A 20315-nucleotide genomic window follows, 5' to 3' on the forward strand; every position below is an offset into this window, starting at 1 on the left:
CTCGGGGAGGGGGCGTTCCGATGGCACGCAAGGGGGGCACATGGCCGTGGGGGAGGCCGGCCCGCGCTCGGCGCGCTCGGGGTCGCGGTCGAATCGGCCGGCGGAGACCATGCGCGACCGGCTCGGCCGGGAATGTGTGTACGTGCCGTCAGGCAGGTTCGGGCTCTACGTGGCACTGCGCCACTGGTGCCCGCCGGGCGGCCGGGTGCTGATGTCGCCGGTCAACGACGACGTCGTCCTCTTCGTGGTGCTGGCCGCCGGACTGCGGCCGGTACAGGCGCCGTTGAACCCGTTCGACGCGTCCATCGACCTCGATGCCGTACCCGAGGAGACATGGAACTCGCTCTCCGCCGTCCTGACCACGAACCTCTACGGCAACCCGGATCCGGCGCCGGAACTCAGGGCGCGTTGCGACGCGTCGGGCATCGTGCTGCTGGAGGACGCGGCGCACGCGATCGGCAGCGAGGTGGGCGGGCGGCCGGTCGGCGCATGGGGTGAGGCCTCCGTCTTCAGCCTGTCCAAACACGTCGGCGCCCAGGCGGGCGGCATCCTGTCGCTCGCCGATCCCGGACTGGTCGACGCGGTGCGCGGCACCTGCGCGGAACTGGTCACTCCACGCCGGGCGTCGTCCGAACTCGCCCATGCCGTCCGGCCGTACGCCGAGGCGGCCGTACGAGGGCTCGGGCTGCGGCGGGCCGCCTGGGCCGCGATGGGGCTGCTGGGGCTGACGGAGCGTGAAGGGATCAGGATGCCGCTGCGTCCGGACGCATTGGCCCGGGCCGTCGGCGCGGCCCCGGACCTGACCGCGTTCGACCCCTGGACCCGCGTCGACATGCACACCTACCGACGGGAGTCCGGGAGGCTGCGGCTGCGGCGGATCCGGCGCGGTCTCGGGCGGCTGGACCAGGTACTGAGGGCGTCCCGGGACGGGACCGAGCTGCTGCTGTCGACGCGGTGGGCCCGCCCGCGCGCCGGAGCCGGGGCGCAACCGCTGTTCCGGGTGCCGCTGTTCGTGGCCGACCGGGATGCGGCGATCGCGGCGCTGGCCCGGCGCGGCATCGTCGTCGGCTACCTCTACGATCCGCCGCTCGACGACTACGCCGGGGAGACGTTCACGGACCTGTCGCCCGCGCCCGGGGCGGCCCGCTGGTTCGCCCGGCACGCGCTGCCGGTGGATCCGCTGCGGGCCCGGGAGGCCGTCGGCGTACTGGAACAATCCGGTGCGCGGCCGGCCGAACCACCCGAGGACCTGACCCGGCCGGGGGCGACGGCCGGCGGGCGGGGGCCGTCCCGTGACTGACATCCGGGTGGAGGCGCCGACGACGACGCGCGCCGGGGGACGGCCACCGCCCGCCGGGAGGAAGCCCGACCCCGACTCCCTGTTCAAGAACGCCTACTTCCTGATGCTCAGTACGGGCGTGTCTGCGGTTCTCGGGCTGGGGTTCTGGCTCGTCGCCGCCCGCTACTACTCCGAGGACGCCGTCGGCCAGGGCTCCGCCGCGATCGCCGCGATGCGGCTGCTTGCCGGCATCACGGCGACCACGATGATCGGCGCCGTGGTCCGCTTCGTACCGCGCGCGGGCCGTGCCACCGGACGCCTCGTGTGGGGCGTGTACGGGGCGAGTTCCGTGGTCGTCGCCCTGGCCGCGGGTGTCTTCCTGCTCACGCTCGATCAGTGGGGCGCCTCCTACGCACCTCTCGGCGCACCCGCGGCCGGGGCGCTGTTCGTCGCGGCGTGCGTGGCGTGGGCACTGCTCACGCTCCAGGACGGGGTGCTCACCGGGCTGCGCAGGGCCGAGTGGGTGCCGGCCGGGAACGCGATGTTCAGCGTGGGGAAGCTGCTCCTGCTGGCCGTCTTCGCGAGTGCGCTGCCCGTGCTGGGCATCTTCGTGTCCTGGGCCGTGGCCATCGCGTTCTCCACCCTGCCGCTGGGCTGGCTGATCTTCCGCCGGCTCATCCCCCGCCAGGCGGCCGCAGACCGGGACGTGGAGCCGCCCGGTCTGCGGAGCATGGGCCGCTTCCTGGCCGGCGACTCGCTCGGCGCGCTGTTCAGCCTGGCGATGATCAATCTGCTGCCCGTGATGGTCGCGGTCCGCTTCAGCGCCGCGGAGAACGGCTACTTCTACGTGGCGTACACCGTCGGCGGCACGATGGAGTTCATGGCCATCAACATGGCCTCGTCGCTCACCGCCCATGCCGCACACGATCCGCGCCGGCTCGCCGACGGCGTGCGGGGGGCACTGCGCCGGATGACGCTGCTGCTGGTGCCGGTGGTGCTGGTGCTCGTCGTCCTCGCGCCGTGGATCCTCACCCCCTTCAGCCCGGACTACGCCGAGCACGGCTCGACCGTGCTGCGGCTGCTCGCCCTCGGGGCGCTGCCCCGGACGGTCGTGGAGCTGTACATCGGGGTGCTGCGGGTGCAGGGGCGCACCGGTGTGCTCGCGGCCCTCCAGGGGGCGATGTGCGCGCTGGTTCTGGGCAGCGCCGCCGTGCTGTTCACCCCGGCGGGGATCGCGGGGGCCGGGTGGGCGGTGCTGATCAGCATGACGCTGATCGCGGCCGTCTCGGTGTTCGGGCTGCGGTCGGCGCTGCGTGACACGAGCGAAGGGCCCGTGGAGCGGCCCGTCGCCGTCCCCGGCCACGGCACGCGCTGGGCCGGGCCGAACCCCACCGCCGACTACGGCACCGGCTGGGCCCGTCGCTCCGCCGCAGACAACCGAACGGCCGATCCGGGGACCGGCCACGCCGCAGAGCCGAACCGCCAGGGGGGAACCACCGTGCGTCCGCCAGCCACTCCACAGGAGAGATCCGCGCCGGAGCCGGCGCCCCAGCGCACCCCGGCGCCGCACACCCCTGACGACGCCCCGGCGGAGGGCACGTCCATGTCGCGGACCTCGGCCTCGGCCTATGCCTCGGCCTATGCCTCGGCCTATGCCTCGGCCTCGTCGGAGTCGTCGAGTCCCGCCCATGAGCCGGTGACGGATCTTTCCGATCTTCCACCCGTCCGGCTCAGCCTGCGTGGCCTCGCAGCGGCGTGGCCCGCCCTGCCGCTGCTCGCCGCGCTCGCCCTGTGGGTGTACGCGGTACGGCACACCGATGTGTCGCGGCTTGACGACTTCGGTCTGGTGACCGCGCTCCATCCGGGTTTCTGGGCCGGCCTGGCCGTGCTCACCGCCGGTTTCTGGTGCACGGTCCGCGACCCGCGACGGCCGAGCGGCTGGGCGGCGGCGTATGTGCTCGGGCTGCTGCTGATGGAGCGGGCCACCCAGGCCGTGGTCTACCCGACCCCGCTGTACGCCTGGGCGTGGAAGCACGACGCCGTCGTCGACCACCTGCTGACGGCCGGCGGACTGCAGAGTGCCGACCAGATCGGCGACATGGCCGTGTACGACCAGTGGCCCGGCTTCTTCGCCGCGCAGGCGGCGCTGGTGCGGCTGCTGGGAGTGGAGTCGGCGGCCATGTACATGGCCTGGTGGCCGCTGGTCTCCAGCCTGATGCTGCTGCTCCCGCTGCTGCTGATCTACCGGACGTTCACCGAGGACCGGCGGCTGATCTGGACCGGCGTCTGGCTCTTCCTCGTCGCCGACTGGGTGGGGCAGGACTACTTCTCCCCCCAGTCCGTGGCGTTCGCGCTGCACCTCGGCGTGCTCGCTGTCGTCCTGCGCCGGTACGACCGGTCCGGCGGGGTGGGCGGGCGGCAGGGGCAGGCCGCCTGGACGGTCGTGCTGAGCGTGCTGGTGGTGACGATCGTCATCTCCCACCAGCTGACCCCGGGCATGCTGGTCGTCTCGCTCCTCGCGTTGTGCCTGGTCCGCCGCTACCGCGACTGGGTTCCGGTGGTCACCACGGTCGTGATCTTCCTGGCCTGGTGTCTGACGGCCGCGCTGCCGTTCCTGTCCGCCGCGCTGCCCGACATGATCCGTTCCCTGGGCGACGTCGGGGGCAATGTCGCCACCGGATACGGCGCCACCCCGACCGGTACCGGGGCGGTGGCGACCTCCTGGGCGGCGCGGCTGCTGTCCGGCACCGTGCTGCTGCTGGCGCTGATCGGGCTGGGGCGGCAGCGGGTGCTCCGGCACCGCGCGATGCCGCTGTTGCTGATCACGGCGGCGCCGCTGCCGATGTTCGTGGCGAGCGGCTACGGCAGCGAAATGATCTTCAGGGTGTTCATGTTCATGCTGCCCGGCGTCGCCTTCTTCGCCGCCGCCGCGCTGCTCCCCAGGGTCCGCCCCCTCGACGCCGAGGCCGAGGAGGGCGTCCGCAGGGAACGGGGCCCCCGCACCCCGGCACCCGCCTCGCGGGCCCGGCGACGCGGCATCGCCACCGGGGGCCCGCTGCTCGTGCTTCTCGCCGCAACCCTGGCCTTCGTCCCGAGCTACTCGGGCAAGGACCGGATCAACTACTTCCCGCCGGGGGAAGTGGCCCTGGTCCAGTGGCTCTTCGACGCGGCGCCCGAGGGTTCGACGGTGGTCGCCGCCAACCGCAACTACCCGCTCGCCCACGCGTCCTACGGAAGCATCGACCACTACTGGTTCCTGGAGGACGACCGGCGCCACATCGACGAGATCCTCCGGAACCCGGCCACCACCCTCGCCCGCGACATGACCGGGGTGGAGCGCCCGGGTAGGGCCTACTTCCTCCTCACCCAGGGGCAGTTCGCCAACTCCGAGATGAACGGGCAGCTCACGGAGGACCAGCTGAACCGCATCCGTGAGTCCGTGGCCGACTCGCCCCGCTTCCGCCTGGTGGCGGAGAACGGCACGGGCGCGGTCTACGAACTGCGGGGCGAAGCAGCGGACGCAGCGGACGCGGCAGAAGGAGCAGAAGGGGGAGTGGAGCGATGACACCGCAGGAACTGGTGAGACGGATGCTCCCGCCGTTCGCCGGCTGGCTGGCCCTCGCCGCGCTCGCCCTGCCCGGCGGATCGCCGCTGCGCGGCGCGGCGGTCGGCGTGTTCCTGGCGGCCGGCCCCGGCGCGGCACTGGTCGGCGTGTGCGGGCCGGTACTGCGCGCCCGTCCCGCACGAGGGCCTGCCGACTCCCGTGACCCCGGCTTCGCCCGCCACTCCGACCTGCTGGAACGGCTGATGCTGGTCGTCCTTCTCAGCGCCGGTGTGGTGATGATCGTCGCGACGGTGCTGATCGCCACCCACACCTTCAGCGCACAGCGGGTGCTGCTCGCGTCGGTACTCCTGACCACGCTCGCCGCGGTCTGCCCGCGGCCGCGTGCCTCACCACCGGTACCGAGGACTTCGAAGCCACGGAAGGGTTCCGCTCTGTGAAGTTCATCCGTCCCCGTCGCCGCGACAGCGGCACGACCGACCGGAAGCCGGTGTCCCGGCGCCGCAAGCTGCTGCTCACCTCGGCCACGGTCGTCAGCGCGGTCCTCTTCGCCGTACTCGCCCTGCGCAACGCCTCGGAGCCGTCCGGCTCCGGACCGGACCCCTCCGCGAGAGGCGAGGAGTGCGAGCCCACCGAACTGCTCGAACCGCCCTGCGGAGCGTGGTTCGGGGCCTTCGTGCCGCACGACCGGGACGACCTGGAGGACAAGGTGAGGGCCTACGAGGAACGCGTGGGCCGCGCCCTCGACATCGTGTACACGTACCACGACATGTCCCTGCCCGAAGGCGCGCGCAGGGAGGGGCAGTTGCTCACTGCGGAGGAGCAGCGCGTGGGCGGGGACCGCATGCTGCTGCTGTCCTGGGAGAGCAAGTGGTGGGGCGGTACGAAGGCACAGCAGCCGACGTGGAGGGAGATCGCGGCCGGCGAGCTGGACGACACCGTCATCGACGTCCAGGCACGGCGGATCAAGGCCTACGGCGAGCGCACCGGCAGGAAGGTCTTCCTCTCCTTCGACCTGGAGATGGACACCCGCACCCCGGACAACGGCACACCGGCCGAGTACGTGAGGGCGTACCGGCACCTCCACGACCGGTTCGAGCGGCTGGGCGTCGACAACGTGGTGTGGACCTGGATCATCACCGGCTATCTGAACCACGCCGACCTGTTCGAGCGGATGTACCCGGGGGACGCGTACGTCGACTGGATCGGCTACAACCAGTACAACTACTACCGCTGTCACCGGACCGGCTGGCTGACCTTCGCCCAGACCCAGACGGCCACCCATGCGTGGATACGCGAGAACATCTCCGACGACAAGCCGCTGATGCTCTCCGAGTTCGGTACGGCGTCCGACCCGGACCGCCCGCAGCGGCAGGCCGAGTGGTACGCACAGGTGCCGCGGGTGCTGAAGAGCCTGGACGGGGTCAAGGCCGCCCTCCAGTGGAACCACCGGGACCCCGGACCCCACTGCGACCTTGCCCTGGCGGGCGACGCGGCGTGGGAGAGCCTGAGCGAGGGGGTGGCCGACCCGTATCTGAACCAGCCGCTGAAGTGACCCGCCGGTCACCCCCCGTTGCCCCGGTCGCCCTGTCCCGCCCGGGCGTTCCTCAGCCCGCGAACTCCGGACCCCTGAGGGCCGCCCGGCCGCGCCGGTACCAGCGCCAGGCGACGGTCTTCGGACGGTCCCGGTACGGGGCGGTCCGCGCTCCGCAGCCCGCCAGCCAGGCCTCGACATCGGCGACGGTGTGGCCGCGGCGGACGATCAGACGGGCGATGCGGTAGCGCTCGTCCCGGTCCGAGCTGAGCGCGTGCCGCACGGCGGCCGCCGTTTCGTAGCCGGCCCTGGCGGCCGTCGCCCGTACCCGCGGGCTGTTGTAGCCGTGCGGGTAGGCGAGATGGGGGACGGCATGACCGAGGGTGTCCTCCAGCGCGGCCTTGGAGTCCAGGAGTTCGCGACGGAGCCGCCGCGCGGTCAGCGTGTCGAGCTGGGCGTGGGTGACCGTGTGGCTGCCGATCTCCATGCCGGACTCCTCCAGCGGTTTCGCCTCGGCCAGGGTCATCATCGGTGCGGGCGGCAGCAGACTGCGACCGCCCGGGGTGATGGCGCCGGTGGTCAGATACGCGGTGGCGGGCAGTCCACGCCGGGCCAGCGTCTCGGCGGTCGGGCCCGGCAGGTCCGCGAAGCCGTCGTCGAAGGTGAGCAGCACCGGCCGGGCCGGCAGCGGCGCCCGCCCGGCGAGATGCGCGGCGAGCGCGCTGATGGTGACGGGGGTGCGGCCACTGTCCACGACGGCGTCGAGATGGGCCGCGAACTCCTTGGGGGTCACCGTGAATTCGGCGATCCACTCCGGCGGGTCGTCCGTCACGGCGTGATAGAGGAACACGGGGATGGCCGGGCCCTGGGTCCTCCGTACCGGGCTCATCGCGTCCCCCGTCCCGCAGCGCCGCCGCCCACCGCCCGCCGGGCCCGCAGATAGCCGAGCGGGCCCTGGAGCATCCCCTTGCGTTGCAGCCGTGAGAGCCGGCGCGGCCATGGATGGGTCCGGCCGCCATGGGCGCCCGGCGCCCCGTCGCCGCCGTCCGTGTCACGTACGGCGGTCAGCGTCCGGGCGTGCGCGAGGCCGCGCGGCAGCCGGGCGAGGAACGCGGGCAGCAGCGCGGGCCGGTTGACCAGGACGGCGGTGAGACAGGCGGTGAGGCCGACGCCGTAACCGTATGCCTGGGTCTCCAGGTCGGCCCACGTCTCCCGGTGGTGGTGCCACACCAGCGCGTACGGCGTGTAGTGCAGCCGGTGTCCCTGGGCGAGAACGCGCACGAAGCCATAGAGGTCGTCGCCGCCCCGGGCGGGAGTCCCGGCGCCGGTGGCCGGGTCGAAGCCGCCGACGCCCCGCAGCACCTCCGCGCGGAAGGCCATGTTCGCGCCGGAACCGAAGCGCCCCGCGGTGAACGGGAACAGCGGTTCGTCGCGGGGCGGGTCCCGGGGGTCGTACGTCGTCGGGGTGAAGCCCTTCGCGAAGCCGCCGTGGCTCTCCAGCAGGACCTGCGCCGGGGTGCGCAGCCGGGCGGGAAGGATCAGGCCGGTGGCGCAGCCGAGCCGTGGGTCGGCCGCGAACGGCGCGGTCAGCTCGGTGAGCCAGCGGCGATCGGCGACGACGTCGTCGTCGGTGAACGCGACGATCTCGCCGCGGGCCGCCGCCAGCCCTCTGTTGTGCGCGGCGGCGAGTCCGGGCACCGGCTCGCACACGTACCGCACCCGCTTCCCGTACTCGCGTTCCACCAGCTCGCGGGTCTCCCGGGTCACCGGGGCGTTGTCGACCACCACGACCTCGAAGCGCGGATGCTCCTGCGCGAGCAGCGAGTCGAGCGCCCGGGCGAGCTGTCCGGCCCGCTCCCGGGTGGCCACGACGACCGAGACGTACGGCGGCACGGCGCCGCCCGCTCCGCCGCCGGACGCCCGCGCGCGCCCCGCGCCGGCCCCTCGGCCGCCCTCTCCCGTGGTCCGCGCGGCCTCGGTGTCTTCCGCGACCCCCACGGCCGTTCCGGCCTCGGTGTCTCCCGCAGCCCCCGACCCCGCCCCCGCGAACCTGCCCCGGGCCGCCTCCACGAGCGTGCTCCGCGGATCCGCCCCCTCGGGCACCCACGCCAGCAGCGTGCCCACGGGCCGCCCCCCGCGTCTGACCAACAGGAACACCTCGCCGTGGGTCACCGGCGGGCTGCCGGGCCCGGGTCTGAGCGCAGCCCCGCCCCCGCCCCCGCCCGGTCCGTTCCCGCCCGGCCCCTCCCCGCCCGGCTCCAGGTCCAGCTCGGCGACCTGCATCGCGCCGATGGCCAGGAACCGCCGTATCTCCTCCCGCGTACGCGCTCGTGCTGCGCCGGACATACGTCCTCCCCCTCCCTCTTCTCACGGCCGGCGCAGCCGTGCCGCGCCCTTCAAGGTGCGTGACGCCAGTGAGGCGACGCGCGGGTGGGCGCGGACGAAGCCGTGCGCCCGGCGCGCGGGCTCGCGGCCCAGCCAGTGCAGCGCGGCGCCCACCCCCGGAAGGGTGACCGCCCCCTCGTGGACGGTGCGATCACCGGTCTTCAGCGAGTCCTTGTACGCGGCGGGACCGCGTCCCATGTCGAGCAGCCCGATGCCCTCGTCCGCCGCCGCCTCGGCCATCCGCAGATGCAGCACGAGTCCGGGCGAGTACTTCGCGAACCCCGGGTCGTACGCAGGGAACCAGCAGGCCAGGACGGAGGCCGACCGCAGCCCGAAGTGCGCGGCGACGGGCCGGTCACCGGCGTACAGGACCGACAGCGTGCCCGTGCACTGAGCGGCCCGGGTCTCGGCGAGCCGGCCCACGAGCAGGGCGATCCACTCCCGCGCGAACCGGTCGCGGCGTCCGGTCCTGCGATATTGCGCCGACTTCCATCGCATGAGGACCCGCAGCGCGGCCGGGTCGCGTTCGTCGAAGACGAACCGCACGGGTCCGGCCTGGCGGCCCAGCCTGCGCTCCTTGGCCAGCGTGGTCTTCAGGAACTTCGGCGACCGGACGCGCAGCTCGGACTCGTACGTCCCGTAGCCCTTCTCCACGTCGATGACATAGGTGGTGTGCGCCTCGGCCGCGTACGGCACGAACAACTCCTGGCCGGACTCCAGGTTGTCGAAGACGAGGCTCGACACCGAGCACGCCCGCAGCAGCTCGGCGGCGTCCACGGCGACACCGGGAGCCAGCACCGCGCCCTGACAGTCCGACACCCCGAGCCCGATCGCCCGGCCCTGCCCCAACGGGCCCCGCTCGTACGGCAGGAAGCCCATCGGGTCGGCCCCTTCGTACAGCACCGCCACCCGGGCCCGCGGCCGCACCCGGCCCACCGCGGCGGTGAACTCCGGTTCCATGAAAGGGCTGCGCGGTGCGTCCGTCGCGGCACGCAGCTCCCGCCAGCGCTCCCGTTCCCCCTCGCCGAGCTCCCCGGGCCTCAGCACGCGCATGCGTCCACTGCTCACCTGACCCCCCGATCAAGTCCCCCCTGGACCCTTGGAAGGTACCGCCCCATCCCGGGCGGACGGTAGAGAGCGGACGATGTTCTCGCCAATCGGTGAAAGAGTCATGAACCGGTCCGAACCCGGCGCCTACGAAAGGGGAATCGCACCGAAAGCGAGCCGATACGAGCACCGTGAATCGGACGGTCGTGTTGTCCGTATTCTCTGATCATGGCCGCACCCACCGATTGCTCGCTCATCGCCACCGACCTGGACGGGACGCTGCTGCGCGGCGACGACACCCTGTCCGACCGGTCCCTCGCCGCTCTGAGGCGGGTGGCGCAAACCGGTGCCCAGCACCTCGTGGTGACGGGGCGCCCGGCCCCCAGAGTGCGGCCGCTCCTCGACGACCTCGGCTGCACGGGGCTCGCGGTGTGCGGACAGGGCGCGCAGGTGTACGACGCCGGCGCGGGCCGGCTGCTGTGGTCCGTCAGGCTGGACCGGGAACTGGCCGAGACGGCTCTCGGCAAGATCGAGGCCGAGGTCGGGGAGGTGTACGCCGCGGTCGATCAGGACGGGGCCGACGGGCTGACGCTGATCGAGCCGGGCTATCTGATGCCGCATCCGACGCTGCCCGCCGTACGGGTCGAGCGGCGGAGCGATCTGTGGGAGCGGCCGATCAGCAAGGTGCTGCTGCGCCACCCGCGGCTGTCCGACGACGCGCTGGCCGCGGCGGCGCGGTCGGTGGTCGGTTCACTGGCGACGGTCACCATGTCGGGCCCGGGGACCGTGGAGCTCCAGCCGTGCGGGGTGACCAAGGCGACCGGGCTCGCGCTGGCCGCCGAGCATCTGGGGCTGAGCCCGGCGCGCACGGTCGCCTTCGGTGACATGCCGAACGACATCCCCATGTTCGACTGGGCGGCGCACGGCGTCGCCATGGCGAACGCGCACCCCGAGCTGAAGGCGGTGGCCGACGAGGTCACCACGTCGAACGAGGACGACGGCGTGGCCGTCGTCCTCGAGCGACTGTTCGGTGGTGCGGCCGTGCTCGGCCGTCAGCGGTCGGCTCAGTACGCGCCGAAGACGTTGTCGATCGAGCCGTAGCGGTCGGCGGCGTAGTTGCAGGCCGCCGTGATGTTCGCGACCGGGTCGAACGGGTCGAAGGCGGTGCCGGGGACGTGGTACGCCTGGAAGGTCGGGTCGATGACCTGCAGCAGGCCCTTCGACGGGGTGCCGGCGGCGGCGTTGGAGTCCCACAGGTTGATGGCGGCCGGGTTGCCGGAGGACTCGCGCATGATGTTGCGGTGGATGCTCTCGTAGGAGCCCGGGATGCCGTGCTGCGCCATGACGTCCAGCGACTCGCGGATCCAGCCGTCGAGGTTGTCCGGGTACGCCGTCGTGGAGGCGGCGGTCGTGGCGGGGGTCGTGGTGGCCGCGGCGGCGGTGGTGGCGCCGAACAGCGGGAGGGCGACCACGGCGACGCCGGTGCCGGCGACGGCGAGGGAGCGGACGAGGCGGCGGCCGAGGCGGGAGTGACCGGAAGCGGGCATGTCTGTGTTCCTCTCCTACGCCTGCGAGGTGAGCTGTCGGGTTCGGGCGGGAGAGTGCCCGGCCGTGCCCTTGCGGGCATGGCTTCACCCCTAGCCGTTCCGGCGCGATGGCCCGGCCCGGCGACTTACCTGGGTCCCCCGCTCCTGCCGTGCGTGAGTTCGTCGGTGGGTGTGATGCGGGCGGTGGCAGGATTCGGCGTCCGCCCGGCAGGCCCGGAACGTATGCGAGAGGGGATGTCGGGAACAAGTGAAGACGTCACACATGTGGCCCTTTGATCTTCGAACGGGTGATTTGGGACGCTTGATCCTTTGCGAGTGCCAAGGGTCAACTCCGGTCCGGGAGAAGGGTGGACGCCGGTGCGGCGTGATGGCCGGCGGGGTGGGTCGCGCGTGACCGACCTCACTGATCGCCTGGCGCCGGAGCATTTGAGGCCTACGGGAATTCACTGGCCAATTGCGGCAAATCGGGCATGAGTCCGGGCAGGATGGTCCGGGCGTCTTTGCGTCCAGGAAAGGAGGGGAATGTCCGTTGTCGGCCGTCGATCGGAAGCGCCCCGCTCCTGATCCCGTGGCGCCCTGCCGGTAACCCGAGGTGCCGGTGGTGATCGAAAGGTGACCGGATACGCTGACTTGAGTGAGGGCAGCGACCTATCGACATTCCGTGTAATCGCCAGTGGACACCAGCAGACAGGAGACCCCTCGTGACCGTCGTCGGGCCGTTCGGGCTGAGCGTGGGGGACCAGGCTCTGGAAGCCGATGTCCAGGCCGGAATGACGGCTGTCGAGGAAGGGCTGATCGAGGCCACCAAGAGTGAGGTCCCCCTCATCACGGGTGCCGCCCAGCACCTGGTGCGGGCCGGTGGCAAGCGGTTCCGCCCGCTGCTCGTGATGCTCGCCGCCCAGTTCGGGGACCCCTACGCGCCCGGCGTGGTGCCCTCCGCCGTGGTGGTCGAGCTGACCCATCTGGCCACGCTGTACCACGACGACGTGATGGACGAGGCCGAGGTGCGGCGCGGGGTGGACAGCGCGAACACCCGCTGGGGCAACTCCGTCGCGGTCCTCACCGGGGACTTCCTCTTCGCGCGGGCCTCGCACATCCTGGCGGACCTCGGCCCGGAGGCGGTGCGGGTGCAGGCCGAGGCGTTCGAGCGGCTGGTCACCGGACAGATCCTGGAGACCGCGGGGCCGCAGGACGGCCGCGACCCGGTCGACCACTACCTGGACGTGCTCGGCGGCAAGACCGGCTCGCTGGTCGCCGTCTCCTGCCGCTTCGGCGCGATGATGTCCGGCGCCGACGAGACCGTGGTCGACGTGCTCACCCAGTACGGTGAGCGGCTCGGCGTCGCCTTCCAGCTCGCCGACGACGTCCTGGACATCGCCTCCGACACCCACGAGTCCGGCAAGACCCCCGGCACGGACCTGCGCGAGGGCATCGCCACGCTGCCCGTACTGCGACTGCGTGAACGGGCGGCCCGGCTGGGGCTGGCCGAGGACATCGCCCTGTGCGAGCTGCTCGACTCCGACCTCACCGACGAAGCCCGGCACGCCGAGGCGCTGCGGCTGCTGCGCGCCCATCCCGCGCTGGAGCAGGCCCGCCGGGACACCGTGCGGTACGCGGAGGAGGCGCGGTCGGTGCTGGCCCCCCTGCGGGAGTGCGGCGCGAAGACGGCCCTCGTGCACCTGTGCGACGCGGTGGTGCACCGCGCGGGCTGAGCCGTCGGGTGGTGCGCCGGGCGGCGTCGAACCGTCGCGGTGGTGCGCCGCCGGGGCCGGGCCGGCCGCGGTGCCCGCCGCACCGGCGGCCCGACCCTCCCCCTGGCCCCTACTGGGCGGGGGCGGAAACCACCTCCCGTGTCATACCTCAGCAGTACATGGAGTTGCGCCCGCGGTCTGACGAATTCGCCTGCCGGATTTGGTCAGATGGACAACGACGGACAACACCACTTCTCACCGGTTCGGGTGAGAATGGCGGCTCAGGGCGAGACTGGTGCGAGGACACGAGACGGAAGCCGCCGCCGACCACGGAGGGCACACATGGCACCGTACGAATCCGACGACAGGACCACCGCGGGGGAGGTCGACGAGCCGCGCACGGGGCGGCGCAAAGCCGCGCGGTACGTCGTCCCGGTCACGGTGATGGGAGTGGCGGCCGCGACCATCGGGCTGGTCCCCGCGCTCGCCGACTCCGGCGACCCCGACCTGCCGGAGATCACCGCCGCACAACTGATCGAGAAGATCGCGCAGTCGGACGTCGAGCGGCTGTCCGGCACCGTGAAGATCACCACCGACCTCGGGCTGCCGAACCTCGGCGGCCTGGAGAGCGGCCTCACGTCCGGCGCGATGGGACAGGGCGGTGGCGACGGCTCCTCGGCCGATCCCTCCGCCAAGCTCACCGAACTGGCGTCCGGCACGCACACGCTGCGGATCGCGGCCGACGGCCCGGACCGGCAGAAGGTGTCGATCCTGGAGAACGCCGCCGAGTACAGCCTGATCCACAACGGCAAGGACGTCTGGGGCTACGACAGCGCGTCCAACGCGGTCTACCACGGCACGGTCGACGGGTCCGGCGAGGACCGGGGGCACCGGCCCCCGGCCACCCCGAAGGACTTCGCCGACGAGGCACTGAAGGCGGTCGACGACACCACGTCCGTGACCGTCGACGGCACCGCCCAGGTGGCCGGCCGGGACGCGTACAAGCTGGTCGTGAAGCCCAGGCAGTCCGGCTCCACGGTCGGCGCGATCAGTATCGCGGTCGACAGCAGGACCGGCATGCCGCTGAAGTTCACGCTCACCCCGTCGTCCGGCGGCGCGGCCGTCGTGGACGTCGGCTTCACCAAGGTGAGCTTCGACCGTCCGGCCGCGTCGACCTTCGAGTTCACCCCGCCCAAGGGTGCCGAGGTGACCGAGGACAGCGACCTGGAGCGGGGCCGGGAGCACTCACGGAAGCCGGAGCGCGCACCGAAGTCCGAGGACGACCTCGCCAAGGGTCTCGACGGGCTGAAGATGCTCGGCGAGGGCTGGAACACCGTCGCCACCTTCGACACGGGAGCCGAGGGCGGTCTGCCCACCGGCGACGTCGGCGGTGACGCCGGCGGCTTCCTCGACTCGCTCGGCGACCCGGTCAAGGGCGAGTTCGGCAGCGGCACGGTGTTCAGCACCCGCCTGGTGAACGCGCTCATCACCGACGACGGCAAGGTCTACGTGGGCACCGTCACCAAGGACGCGCTCGTGAAGGCGGCCGACGCGGGGAAGTAAGGCCCCGGAACCTTACGACGTGACAGGGAACGAGGAAGCCGATGGGCGAGGCGCCCGCCAGGGAGCCGGACGGCGCGGACACGGAACCGGGCGCGAGCACGGAACCGGCCGCGCACGCGGGTGACGGTGCGGTCATCGCCACCCGCGCGCTCACCAAGCGCTACCGCGGTGGACAACTCGCCGTGGACGGTCTGCACCTGACCGTCCCGGAGGGCAGCGTCTTCGGCTTCCTCGGCCCCAACGGCTCGGGCAAGACCACCACCATCCGCATGCTGATGGGCCTGATCGAGCCGACCTCCGGCACGGCACACGTCCTGGGGCGTCCCATGCCCCGCTCCGCGCGCGCCGTGCTGCCCCACGTCGGTGCCCTCATCGAGGGCCCGGCCCTGTACGGCTTTCTCTCCGGCCGCGACAACCTGCTCCGCTACGACTCCGCCGACCCCACCGCGGATCCGCGCACCCGGCGCGTCCGGGTCGCCGCCGCGCTGGACCGGGTGGGCCTGACGGCCGCCGCCGGCAAGAAGGCGAAGGCGTACTCGCTCGGCATGAAGCAGCGCCTCGGCCTCGCGGCCGCCCTGCTCCAGCCGCGCAGGCTGCTCGTCCTGGACGAGCCCACCAACGGCCTCGACCCGCAGGGCATGCGGGAGATCCGCACACTCGTCCGCGCGCTGGCCTCGGACGGCACCACCGTCTTCCTCTCCTCCCACCTGCTCGACGAGATCGAGCAGGTGTGCACGCACGCCGCCGTGATGGCCCAGGGCCGCCTGATCACCCAGGGCCCGGTCGCCGACCTGGCCGCGGGCGCCCGCGGGCGGCTGGTGGTGACCACCCCGGACCCGGCGGACGCCGCCCGGGTGCTGAAGGAGCAGGGGGTCGCCGATGTCGTCGTGGCCGAGGAGCGCGTCACCGGCGAGGTGCCTGAGCGGGACCTCGCCGAGGTCAACGCGGCACTGGTCACGGCCGGTGTCCGGGTGCGCGGCTTCGGGGTCGAACGGGCCTCCCTGGAGGACGCGTTCGTGGCACTGACCGGGGAGGGCTTCGATGTCGCGGGCTGAAGCGGTGCGGACGGTGAACCCGCTGTGGACCCTCGGTCTGTTCCGCAGCGAACTGCTCACCACCTTCCGGCGCTGGCGCACCCTCGCCCTGCTCGCGGTGCTGGCCGCCGTACCGGTCCTGGTCGGCATCGCCGTACGCATCGAGACCGGTGACGGCTCGTCGGCCGGCGGCGGGGGCGGCGGCGCGGGGGGTCCGGCGTTCATCTCGCAGATCACCAACAACGGCCTGTTCCTGGTCTTCACCGCGCTCGCCGCCACCCTCCCGTTCTTCCTGCCCATGGCGATCGGGGTCGTCGCCGGCGACGCCCTCGCCGGCGAGGCCAACGCCGGCACCCTGCGCTACCTCCTGGTCGCCCCCGCGGGCCGGACCCGCCTGCTGTTCACCAAGTACGCGGCGGTCATGACCTTCTGCCTGGCCGCCACCCTGGTGGTCGCCGTCTCGGCGCTGATCACCGGCGCGCTGCTCTTTCCGCTGGGTGATCTCACGACCATCTCCGGCACCCGGATCAGCTTCTCCGAGGGCCTGGCCAGAGCGCTGCTGATCGCCCTGGTCGTCGCCGTGTCGCTGATCGGGGTGGCGGCGCTCGGCCTGTTCGTCTCGACGCTGACCAACAGCGGCATCGCGGCGATGGCGACCACGGTCGGGCTGCTGATCACGGTTCAGATCATCGACCAGATCCCGCAACTCCACGCCGTGCACCCCTACCTGTTCTCCCACTACTGGCTGTCCTTCGCCGACCTGATGCGCGAACCCGTCCACTGGGACGACCTGACCAAGAACCTGGGACTCCAAGCCCTCTACGCGGCGGTGTTCGGCTCGGCGGCCTGGGCGAGGTTCACGTCGAAGGACATCACCGCGTAGGACGGACGCGGGAGGTCAGGCGGCCTCGTGGGGAAAGCGGGCCAGGGGTGCCTCCCGGGCGAAGAACGTCTTCGCCCGGGCCAGGGCGCCGGTGTCCTTCAGCACGTCGCCCGGCTTGCTGCCGTTTCCGAGCAGCACACCACCGAAGCGCATCTTCAGGTACGCGGCCGTGTGGTTCAGCGTGCCGATCAGCGGGTCGGCGACGACCGGCTGATCGTGGGCGAGCACGGTGACGCCCCACAGGGTGCGCCCCGCCATGGCCGACCTGAAGTCCAGACCGGGCGTGCGCAGCCAGCCGGTCCAGTGGTCCAGGTAGCGCTTGGTCCCGGCGGACACCGAGTACCAGTACAGCGGCGAGACGATCACGACGTCCGTCGCGGCGGCGGTGGCGTCGAGCAGCAGGGCCGCACTGCCCTCACGGGGGCGGACGCGGTCGCTGTCGTGGCGCAGGTCCTCGAAGTCGGGCAGGGGGTCGGCGGCGAGGTCGATCCACTCCTGTGCGACGTCCGGGGGCAGCTGTTCGGCGGCCCGGCGGGCCAGCATTTCGGTGTTGCCGTCGGGGCGGGCACTGCCCAGGACGAAGAGGAAACGGCGTGTCATGGTGGGTCATCCCTCACATGCTCGGCGTACGCCAATTACAGGCTTCTGCATTATATGCACACGCATTATATGCACGCGCAAGTAATCTCCGAGGGGGGTTCAGCCGAAGGCCCCGCGCCGCTCCGCCTCCCGTGCCACGGCGAGCAACAGCTCCTCACGCCCGTGCGGCGCCACCAGCTGGAGCCCCGCCGGACAGCCGTCGCTGCCGAACCCGGCCGGGAGGCTCAGCGCGGGATGCCCGCTGACGTTGAACGCCCAGGTGAGGGCGGTGGAGTAGACGTCACCCGGGCCCTCGTGGCCGTGCGGTGCGGTAGGGGTCGTCGGGGTGAGCAGCAGGTCGGTTCCGGCGAAGAGGGCGTCCAGGCGGCGGTTGTTCCCGGCGCGGACGCGGTGGGCACCGGACCGGTCGGCGCCGGGGGTGCGCAGGGCCGTCCAGGCCGGGGCGGGATCGAGGAGCAGGGGCGGCGCCGGGGGACGAACCAGCCGTACGACCCCGGCCTCGGCGAGCCGGCCCGCCGCCGACCGGGCCAGCGTGACGGGCTCCGGGCCGGGACGGGCGAAACCGAGGTCCGGGGACCAGACCGCGGAGCCGGGGAGGACCGCGGGCGCCTCGGCCGCGCCGGCCGGCCGCACCACCCGCCACCAGGCCGTCGCGTCCGCGGCCGTGCGGGTCAGGACACCGGGCGCCGCGAGCCCCGTACGGTCGGGTGAGGGGAGGCGGCCGCCCGTGACCTTCAGGCCCACTACTGAGCACCAGGCCGCCGGGATCCGTACCGAGCCCGCGCCGTCGGTGCCCGTCGCCATCGGCACCAGCCCGGCCGCCACCGCCACCGCGGCCCCGGCCGACGAGCCGCCCGGCGTACGGTCCGCCCGCCACGGATTGACGGTACGGCCGTGAGCCCCGAGCCCCCAGGTCTGCCAGGGCGTGTCCGGGCCGGGCACCGAGGTGGCGCCCACGGCGACACCACCGGCCGCGAGCAGCGGGCCCGCCGTACGCAGTCCGTGCCGCCCCTTGACCGCGATCGGTACTCCGGCCAGCGGCAGCCGCTCCCCGGCGGCGACCCGCGCGTCCACCTCGGCCGCCCGCCGGAGCGCCTCCCCGGCCCACACCTCGAGGAAGGCGCACAGCACCGGATCGGCCCGCCCGATCCGTTCCAGCGCCTCCGCGACCACATCCACGGCCCGGAGCGCGCCCTCGCGTACGGCGGAGGCGATCCCCGCCGCGCCGTCCCCAATCAGCGCGTCGCACCCGTCAGCCGGGCCGGTGTCTCCGCCCCGTGCGGCGGCCGGCCGCTCAGGTCGCCCATGCGCCACTCGGGCACCCACGGCACCCGGTACACGTCGATCACCGCGTCGATGAGCCGGATCCGGTGGGCGAGGGGCCGCGGCAGCCGTCCCGGCGCGTCCGCCACCAGGACGACGGCCTCCAGGTCGAGCCCCTGGGGAGCCTCCCCGCGCCGGAACGCCTCCACGGCCGGAACCACGGAGTCCAGGCCGGCCGCGTGGGTCCGGGCGACGAAGAGCACCGACCGCGGTTCGTCGGGTCCGGGCCAGACGCGTCCGCTGTCATGACCCCCGTAGACGGCGGCGAGCGTGGAGACACCGGCACCGCCGTGCAGGCCGACCCAGGAGAAGCGCCGGGCCGTCGCGTGCGCGTGGGCGGGCTCCGGCGGGGCCACCTCCGCTTCCGGGGGCGCCACCGGCCCCCGGATCCAGATCTCCGGTCCCTGTCGCATGCCTGTCCGCATGCCCCCTCTCCTGCTCGCCACCTCGGTCCTCATGCTGCCGTACCGACGGGAATCCGGGGCCGACGGCCGTTGGGACGAGCCTGTGACAGCGTGGTGACGTGAGAAACGCGGGCGAGCGGACAGACTCGACGGCAGGTGTACGACCCGAATGAGGGAACGATGTCGCGACTGAGCCGCGAGAAGCGGGAACAGCAGCAGGCCGCGCAGGCGGCGAACCGCGCGGCGGCGCCGATCGACGTCCATGTCCCCGTCGGCGCCCGGGTGGCGTCGGTCGGCGGGGTACCGGTGATCGCGGGGCCCGGCGAGGAGATCCAGCACGCGGTGCTGGGCCGCCTCCACCGCATCGCCATCGCCTCCGGCCATGCCGTCCTCGCCGTCGTACGCGACGACCGGATCGGTTACGTCGTCCCGCTCCAGGTCGAGCCGGACGGCTCCAGCCGCTTCACGGCACAGCCGGACCGGCTGAGCACGGTGCGGCACCGGGAGCCGGCGGCGGACGCGCTGGGCGAGCCGGCGCCCGCGCCGCGGGAGCCCGACGCGGACCGGCCGACGCACCTCCCGCGCCCCGTGCCGGAACCGCAGGCGCCGGCGGATCCGGCTCCCGCACGGGACGCCACCCCGACGTTCGGGCTGCGCCCGGTCTCCGCGGCGCAGGCGTCCCAGGACGCCGAACCGGCCTTCGCGCCGCGGCCCCTGCCCGGGGCGGCGCGGGGCACACCGCCCGGCACCGTCGCGCCCCCGACGGGCGAGTTCGGCCCGCCCCCGTCCATGGATGCCCGGCCGCACCCCGCGGAGCCGTCCCCCGAGCACTCCCGCGGCCACGCGCCCCGGACCCCCGCCCCCGAAGCCACGCCCGGGCCCGATCTCGCGTTCGCCCCCGACCCCGATCCCGGGCCCACCCCACCCCGCGGTTTCGACGCCGTCGCGGAGTCGGTGCTCGGCGATGAGCCGCCCACCACCTCCGGCGCGTACCACCTCGCCGAACCGATGGCCCGGATCAACGAGGCCGTCCGGTCCGGCCGGATCGACACCGCCACCCGCCTGGCCGAGGAGACCGTGGCGCAGGCGTCGGCCGGCCTGGGCCCGGAGCACCCGGAGGTGCTCCGCCTGCGCGAACTCACCGCCTACATCGCCTACCTGTCCGGCGAGCCGCTGCGCGCCTTCCGGCTCTCCCTCGACCTGGCGCTGATCTGCCGCCGAGCACAGGACGCGGAGGCTGCCTACGGCAACGTGCGCAGCGCCGCCACCGCGTGGCGCGGGGTGCGCGACCCACTGCTCGGCCTCGAGCTCGGCCATGAGCTGATCGCGCTGTGGACCGAGCTCGCCACCGAGGGCGGCGCCGCCGCCGACGAGATCGAGGAGCTGGAGTCCGCCCGCGCCCGTATGGGCCGCCTGACCCAACGGGCCCGCGCGCGGCAGACCTGAGCGCGGGCCACCCTCGT

General features: G+C 73.2%; 17 protein-coding genes and 1 riboswitch. Of the genes, 10 read left to right on the forward strand and 7 right to left on the reverse strand.

The window, feature by feature from the left end; genetic code table 11:
* The first annotated feature begins 109 nt into the window (after nt 1–109).
* Genes ACIF9R_RS06190 through ACIF9R_RS06205 form a run of 4 tightly spaced genes read left to right on the forward strand, consistent with a single transcriptional unit; the run spans nt 110 to nt 6396 of the window.
* Complete coding sequence (locus ACIF9R_RS06190) at nt 110–1300, forward strand: DegT/DnrJ/EryC1/StrS family aminotransferase (RefSeq protein WP_399975053.1); 1191 nt, start codon at nt 110–112, stop codon at nt 1298–1300.
* Nucleotides 1293–4844 (forward strand): hypothetical protein, encoded by a 3552-nt coding sequence (locus ACIF9R_RS06195; RefSeq protein ID WP_399975056.1) that lies wholly within the window; start codon nt 1293–1295, stop codon nt 4842–4844. The genes ACIF9R_RS06190 and ACIF9R_RS06195 overlap by 8 nt, the downstream gene beginning before the upstream one ends.
* The gene (locus ACIF9R_RS06200) at nt 4841–5281 is read left to right on the forward strand and encodes a hypothetical protein (protein WP_399975059.1); all 441 of its coding nucleotides are present in this window, start codon (nt 4841–4843) and stop codon (nt 5279–5281) included. The genes ACIF9R_RS06195 and ACIF9R_RS06200 overlap by 4 nt, the downstream gene beginning before the upstream one ends.
* Nucleotides 5278–6396 carry a glycosyl hydrolase gene (locus tag ACIF9R_RS06205; RefSeq protein ID WP_399975062.1) on the forward strand — a complete coding sequence of 373 codons (1119 nt, stop codon included), beginning with the start codon at nt 5278–5280 and terminating at the stop codon, nt 6394–6396. The genes ACIF9R_RS06200 and ACIF9R_RS06205 overlap by 4 nt, the downstream gene beginning before the upstream one ends.
* Before the next feature lie 52 nt (nt 6397–6448).
* Here the strand turns inward: ACIF9R_RS06205 and ACIF9R_RS06210 are convergent, their stop codons facing one another.
* The 3 genes from ACIF9R_RS06210 to ACIF9R_RS06220 form a co-directional block, all read right to left on the reverse strand.
* Nucleotides 6449–7264 (reverse strand): polysaccharide deacetylase family protein, encoded by an 816-nt coding sequence (locus ACIF9R_RS06210; protein WP_399975065.1) that lies wholly within the window; start codon nt 7262–7264, stop codon nt 6449–6451.
* Nucleotides 7261–8658 carry a glycosyltransferase gene (locus tag ACIF9R_RS06215; RefSeq protein WP_399975727.1) on the reverse strand — a complete coding sequence of 466 codons (1398 nt, stop codon included), beginning with the start codon at nt 8656–8658 and terminating at the stop codon, nt 7261–7263. Before ACIF9R_RS06215 ends, ACIF9R_RS06210 begins: the two co-directional genes overlap by 4 nt.
* A gap of 84 nt (nt 8659–8742) precedes the next feature.
* On the reverse strand, nt 8743–9813 hold the full coding sequence (locus ACIF9R_RS06220; RefSeq protein ID WP_399975068.1) for a GNAT family N-acetyltransferase: 1071 nt from the start codon (nt 9811–9813) through the stop codon (nt 8743–8745).
* A gap of 222 nt (nt 9814–10035) precedes the next feature.
* On the opposite strand from ACIF9R_RS06220, the gene ACIF9R_RS06225 reads away from it, so the two are divergent.
* Complete coding sequence (locus ACIF9R_RS06225; protein ID WP_399975070.1) at nt 10036–10908, forward strand: HAD family hydrolase; 873 nt, start codon at nt 10036–10038, stop codon at nt 10906–10908.
* Here ACIF9R_RS06225 and ACIF9R_RS06230 read toward each other — a convergent pair.
* A complete protein-coding gene (locus tag ACIF9R_RS06230; RefSeq protein WP_399975072.1) occupies nt 10872–11354 on the reverse strand; it encodes a transglycosylase SLT domain-containing protein in 483 nt (160 codons plus the stop codon). The two genes, ACIF9R_RS06225 and ACIF9R_RS06230, sit on opposite strands and share 37 nt — an antisense overlap.
* A 5-nt stretch (nt 11355–11359) precedes the next feature.
* Nucleotides 11360–11529: riboswitch (cyclic di-AMP (ydaO/yuaA leader) on the reverse strand.
* A 526-nt stretch (nt 11530–12055) separates the two neighbouring features.
* Between ACIF9R_RS06230 and ACIF9R_RS06235 the strand changes: the two genes are divergently transcribed.
* The 4 genes from ACIF9R_RS06235 to ACIF9R_RS06250 all read left to right on the forward strand — a co-directional run bounded on the left by ACIF9R_RS06235 (nt 12056) and on the right by ACIF9R_RS06250 (nt 16525).
* The gene (locus ACIF9R_RS06235) at nt 12056–13066 is read left to right on the forward strand and encodes a polyprenyl synthetase family protein (RefSeq protein WP_399975075.1); all 1011 of its coding nucleotides are present in this window, start codon (nt 12056–12058) and stop codon (nt 13064–13066) included.
* A 321-nt stretch (nt 13067–13387) separates the two neighbouring features.
* Complete coding sequence (locus ACIF9R_RS06240; RefSeq protein ID WP_399975077.1) at nt 13388–14608, forward strand: outer membrane lipoprotein carrier protein LolA; 1221 nt, start codon at nt 13388–13390, stop codon at nt 14606–14608.
* A 41-nt stretch (nt 14609–14649) separates the two neighbouring features.
* Nucleotides 14650–15663, forward strand: coding sequence for an ABC transporter ATP-binding protein (locus tag ACIF9R_RS06245; protein WP_399975079.1), 1014 nt, complete (start codon nt 14650–14652; stop codon nt 15661–15663).
* A complete protein-coding gene (locus tag ACIF9R_RS06250) occupies nt 15650–16525 on the forward strand; it encodes an ABC transporter permease (protein WP_399975082.1) in 876 nt (291 codons plus the stop codon). The genes ACIF9R_RS06245 and ACIF9R_RS06250 overlap by 14 nt, the downstream gene beginning before the upstream one ends.
* Before the next feature lie 15 nt (nt 16526–16540).
* Here the strand turns inward: ACIF9R_RS06250 and ACIF9R_RS06255 are convergent, their stop codons facing one another.
* From ACIF9R_RS06255 to ACIF9R_RS06265, 3 genes are all read right to left on the reverse strand, one after another.
* Complete coding sequence (locus ACIF9R_RS06255) at nt 16541–17125, reverse strand: flavodoxin family protein (RefSeq protein WP_399975085.1); 585 nt, start codon at nt 17123–17125, stop codon at nt 16541–16543.
* A 99-nt stretch (nt 17126–17224) separates the two neighbouring features.
* Nucleotides 17225–18364, reverse strand: a complete 1140-nt coding sequence (locus ACIF9R_RS06260) for an amidase (RefSeq protein ID WP_399975730.1) — start codon at nt 18362–18364, stop codon at nt 17225–17227.
* Entirely contained in the window at nt 18361–18873 is a 513-nt protein-coding gene (locus ACIF9R_RS06265; protein WP_399975087.1) for a hypothetical protein, read from the reverse strand. The genes ACIF9R_RS06260 and ACIF9R_RS06265 overlap by 4 nt, the downstream gene beginning before the upstream one ends.
* A gap of 159 nt (nt 18874–19032) precedes the next feature.
* On the opposite strand from ACIF9R_RS06265, the gene ACIF9R_RS06270 reads away from it, so the two are divergent.
* Nucleotides 19033–20298 carry a tetratricopeptide repeat protein gene (locus tag ACIF9R_RS06270; protein WP_399975090.1) on the forward strand — a complete coding sequence of 422 codons (1266 nt, stop codon included), beginning with the start codon at nt 19033–19035 and terminating at the stop codon, nt 20296–20298.
* Nucleotides 20299–20315: the final 17 nt, after the last annotated feature.

The organism is Streptomyces sp. NPDC086080 (assembly GCF_044540255.1).
GTDB lineage: Bacteria > Actinomycetota > Actinomycetes > Streptomycetales > Streptomycetaceae > Streptomyces.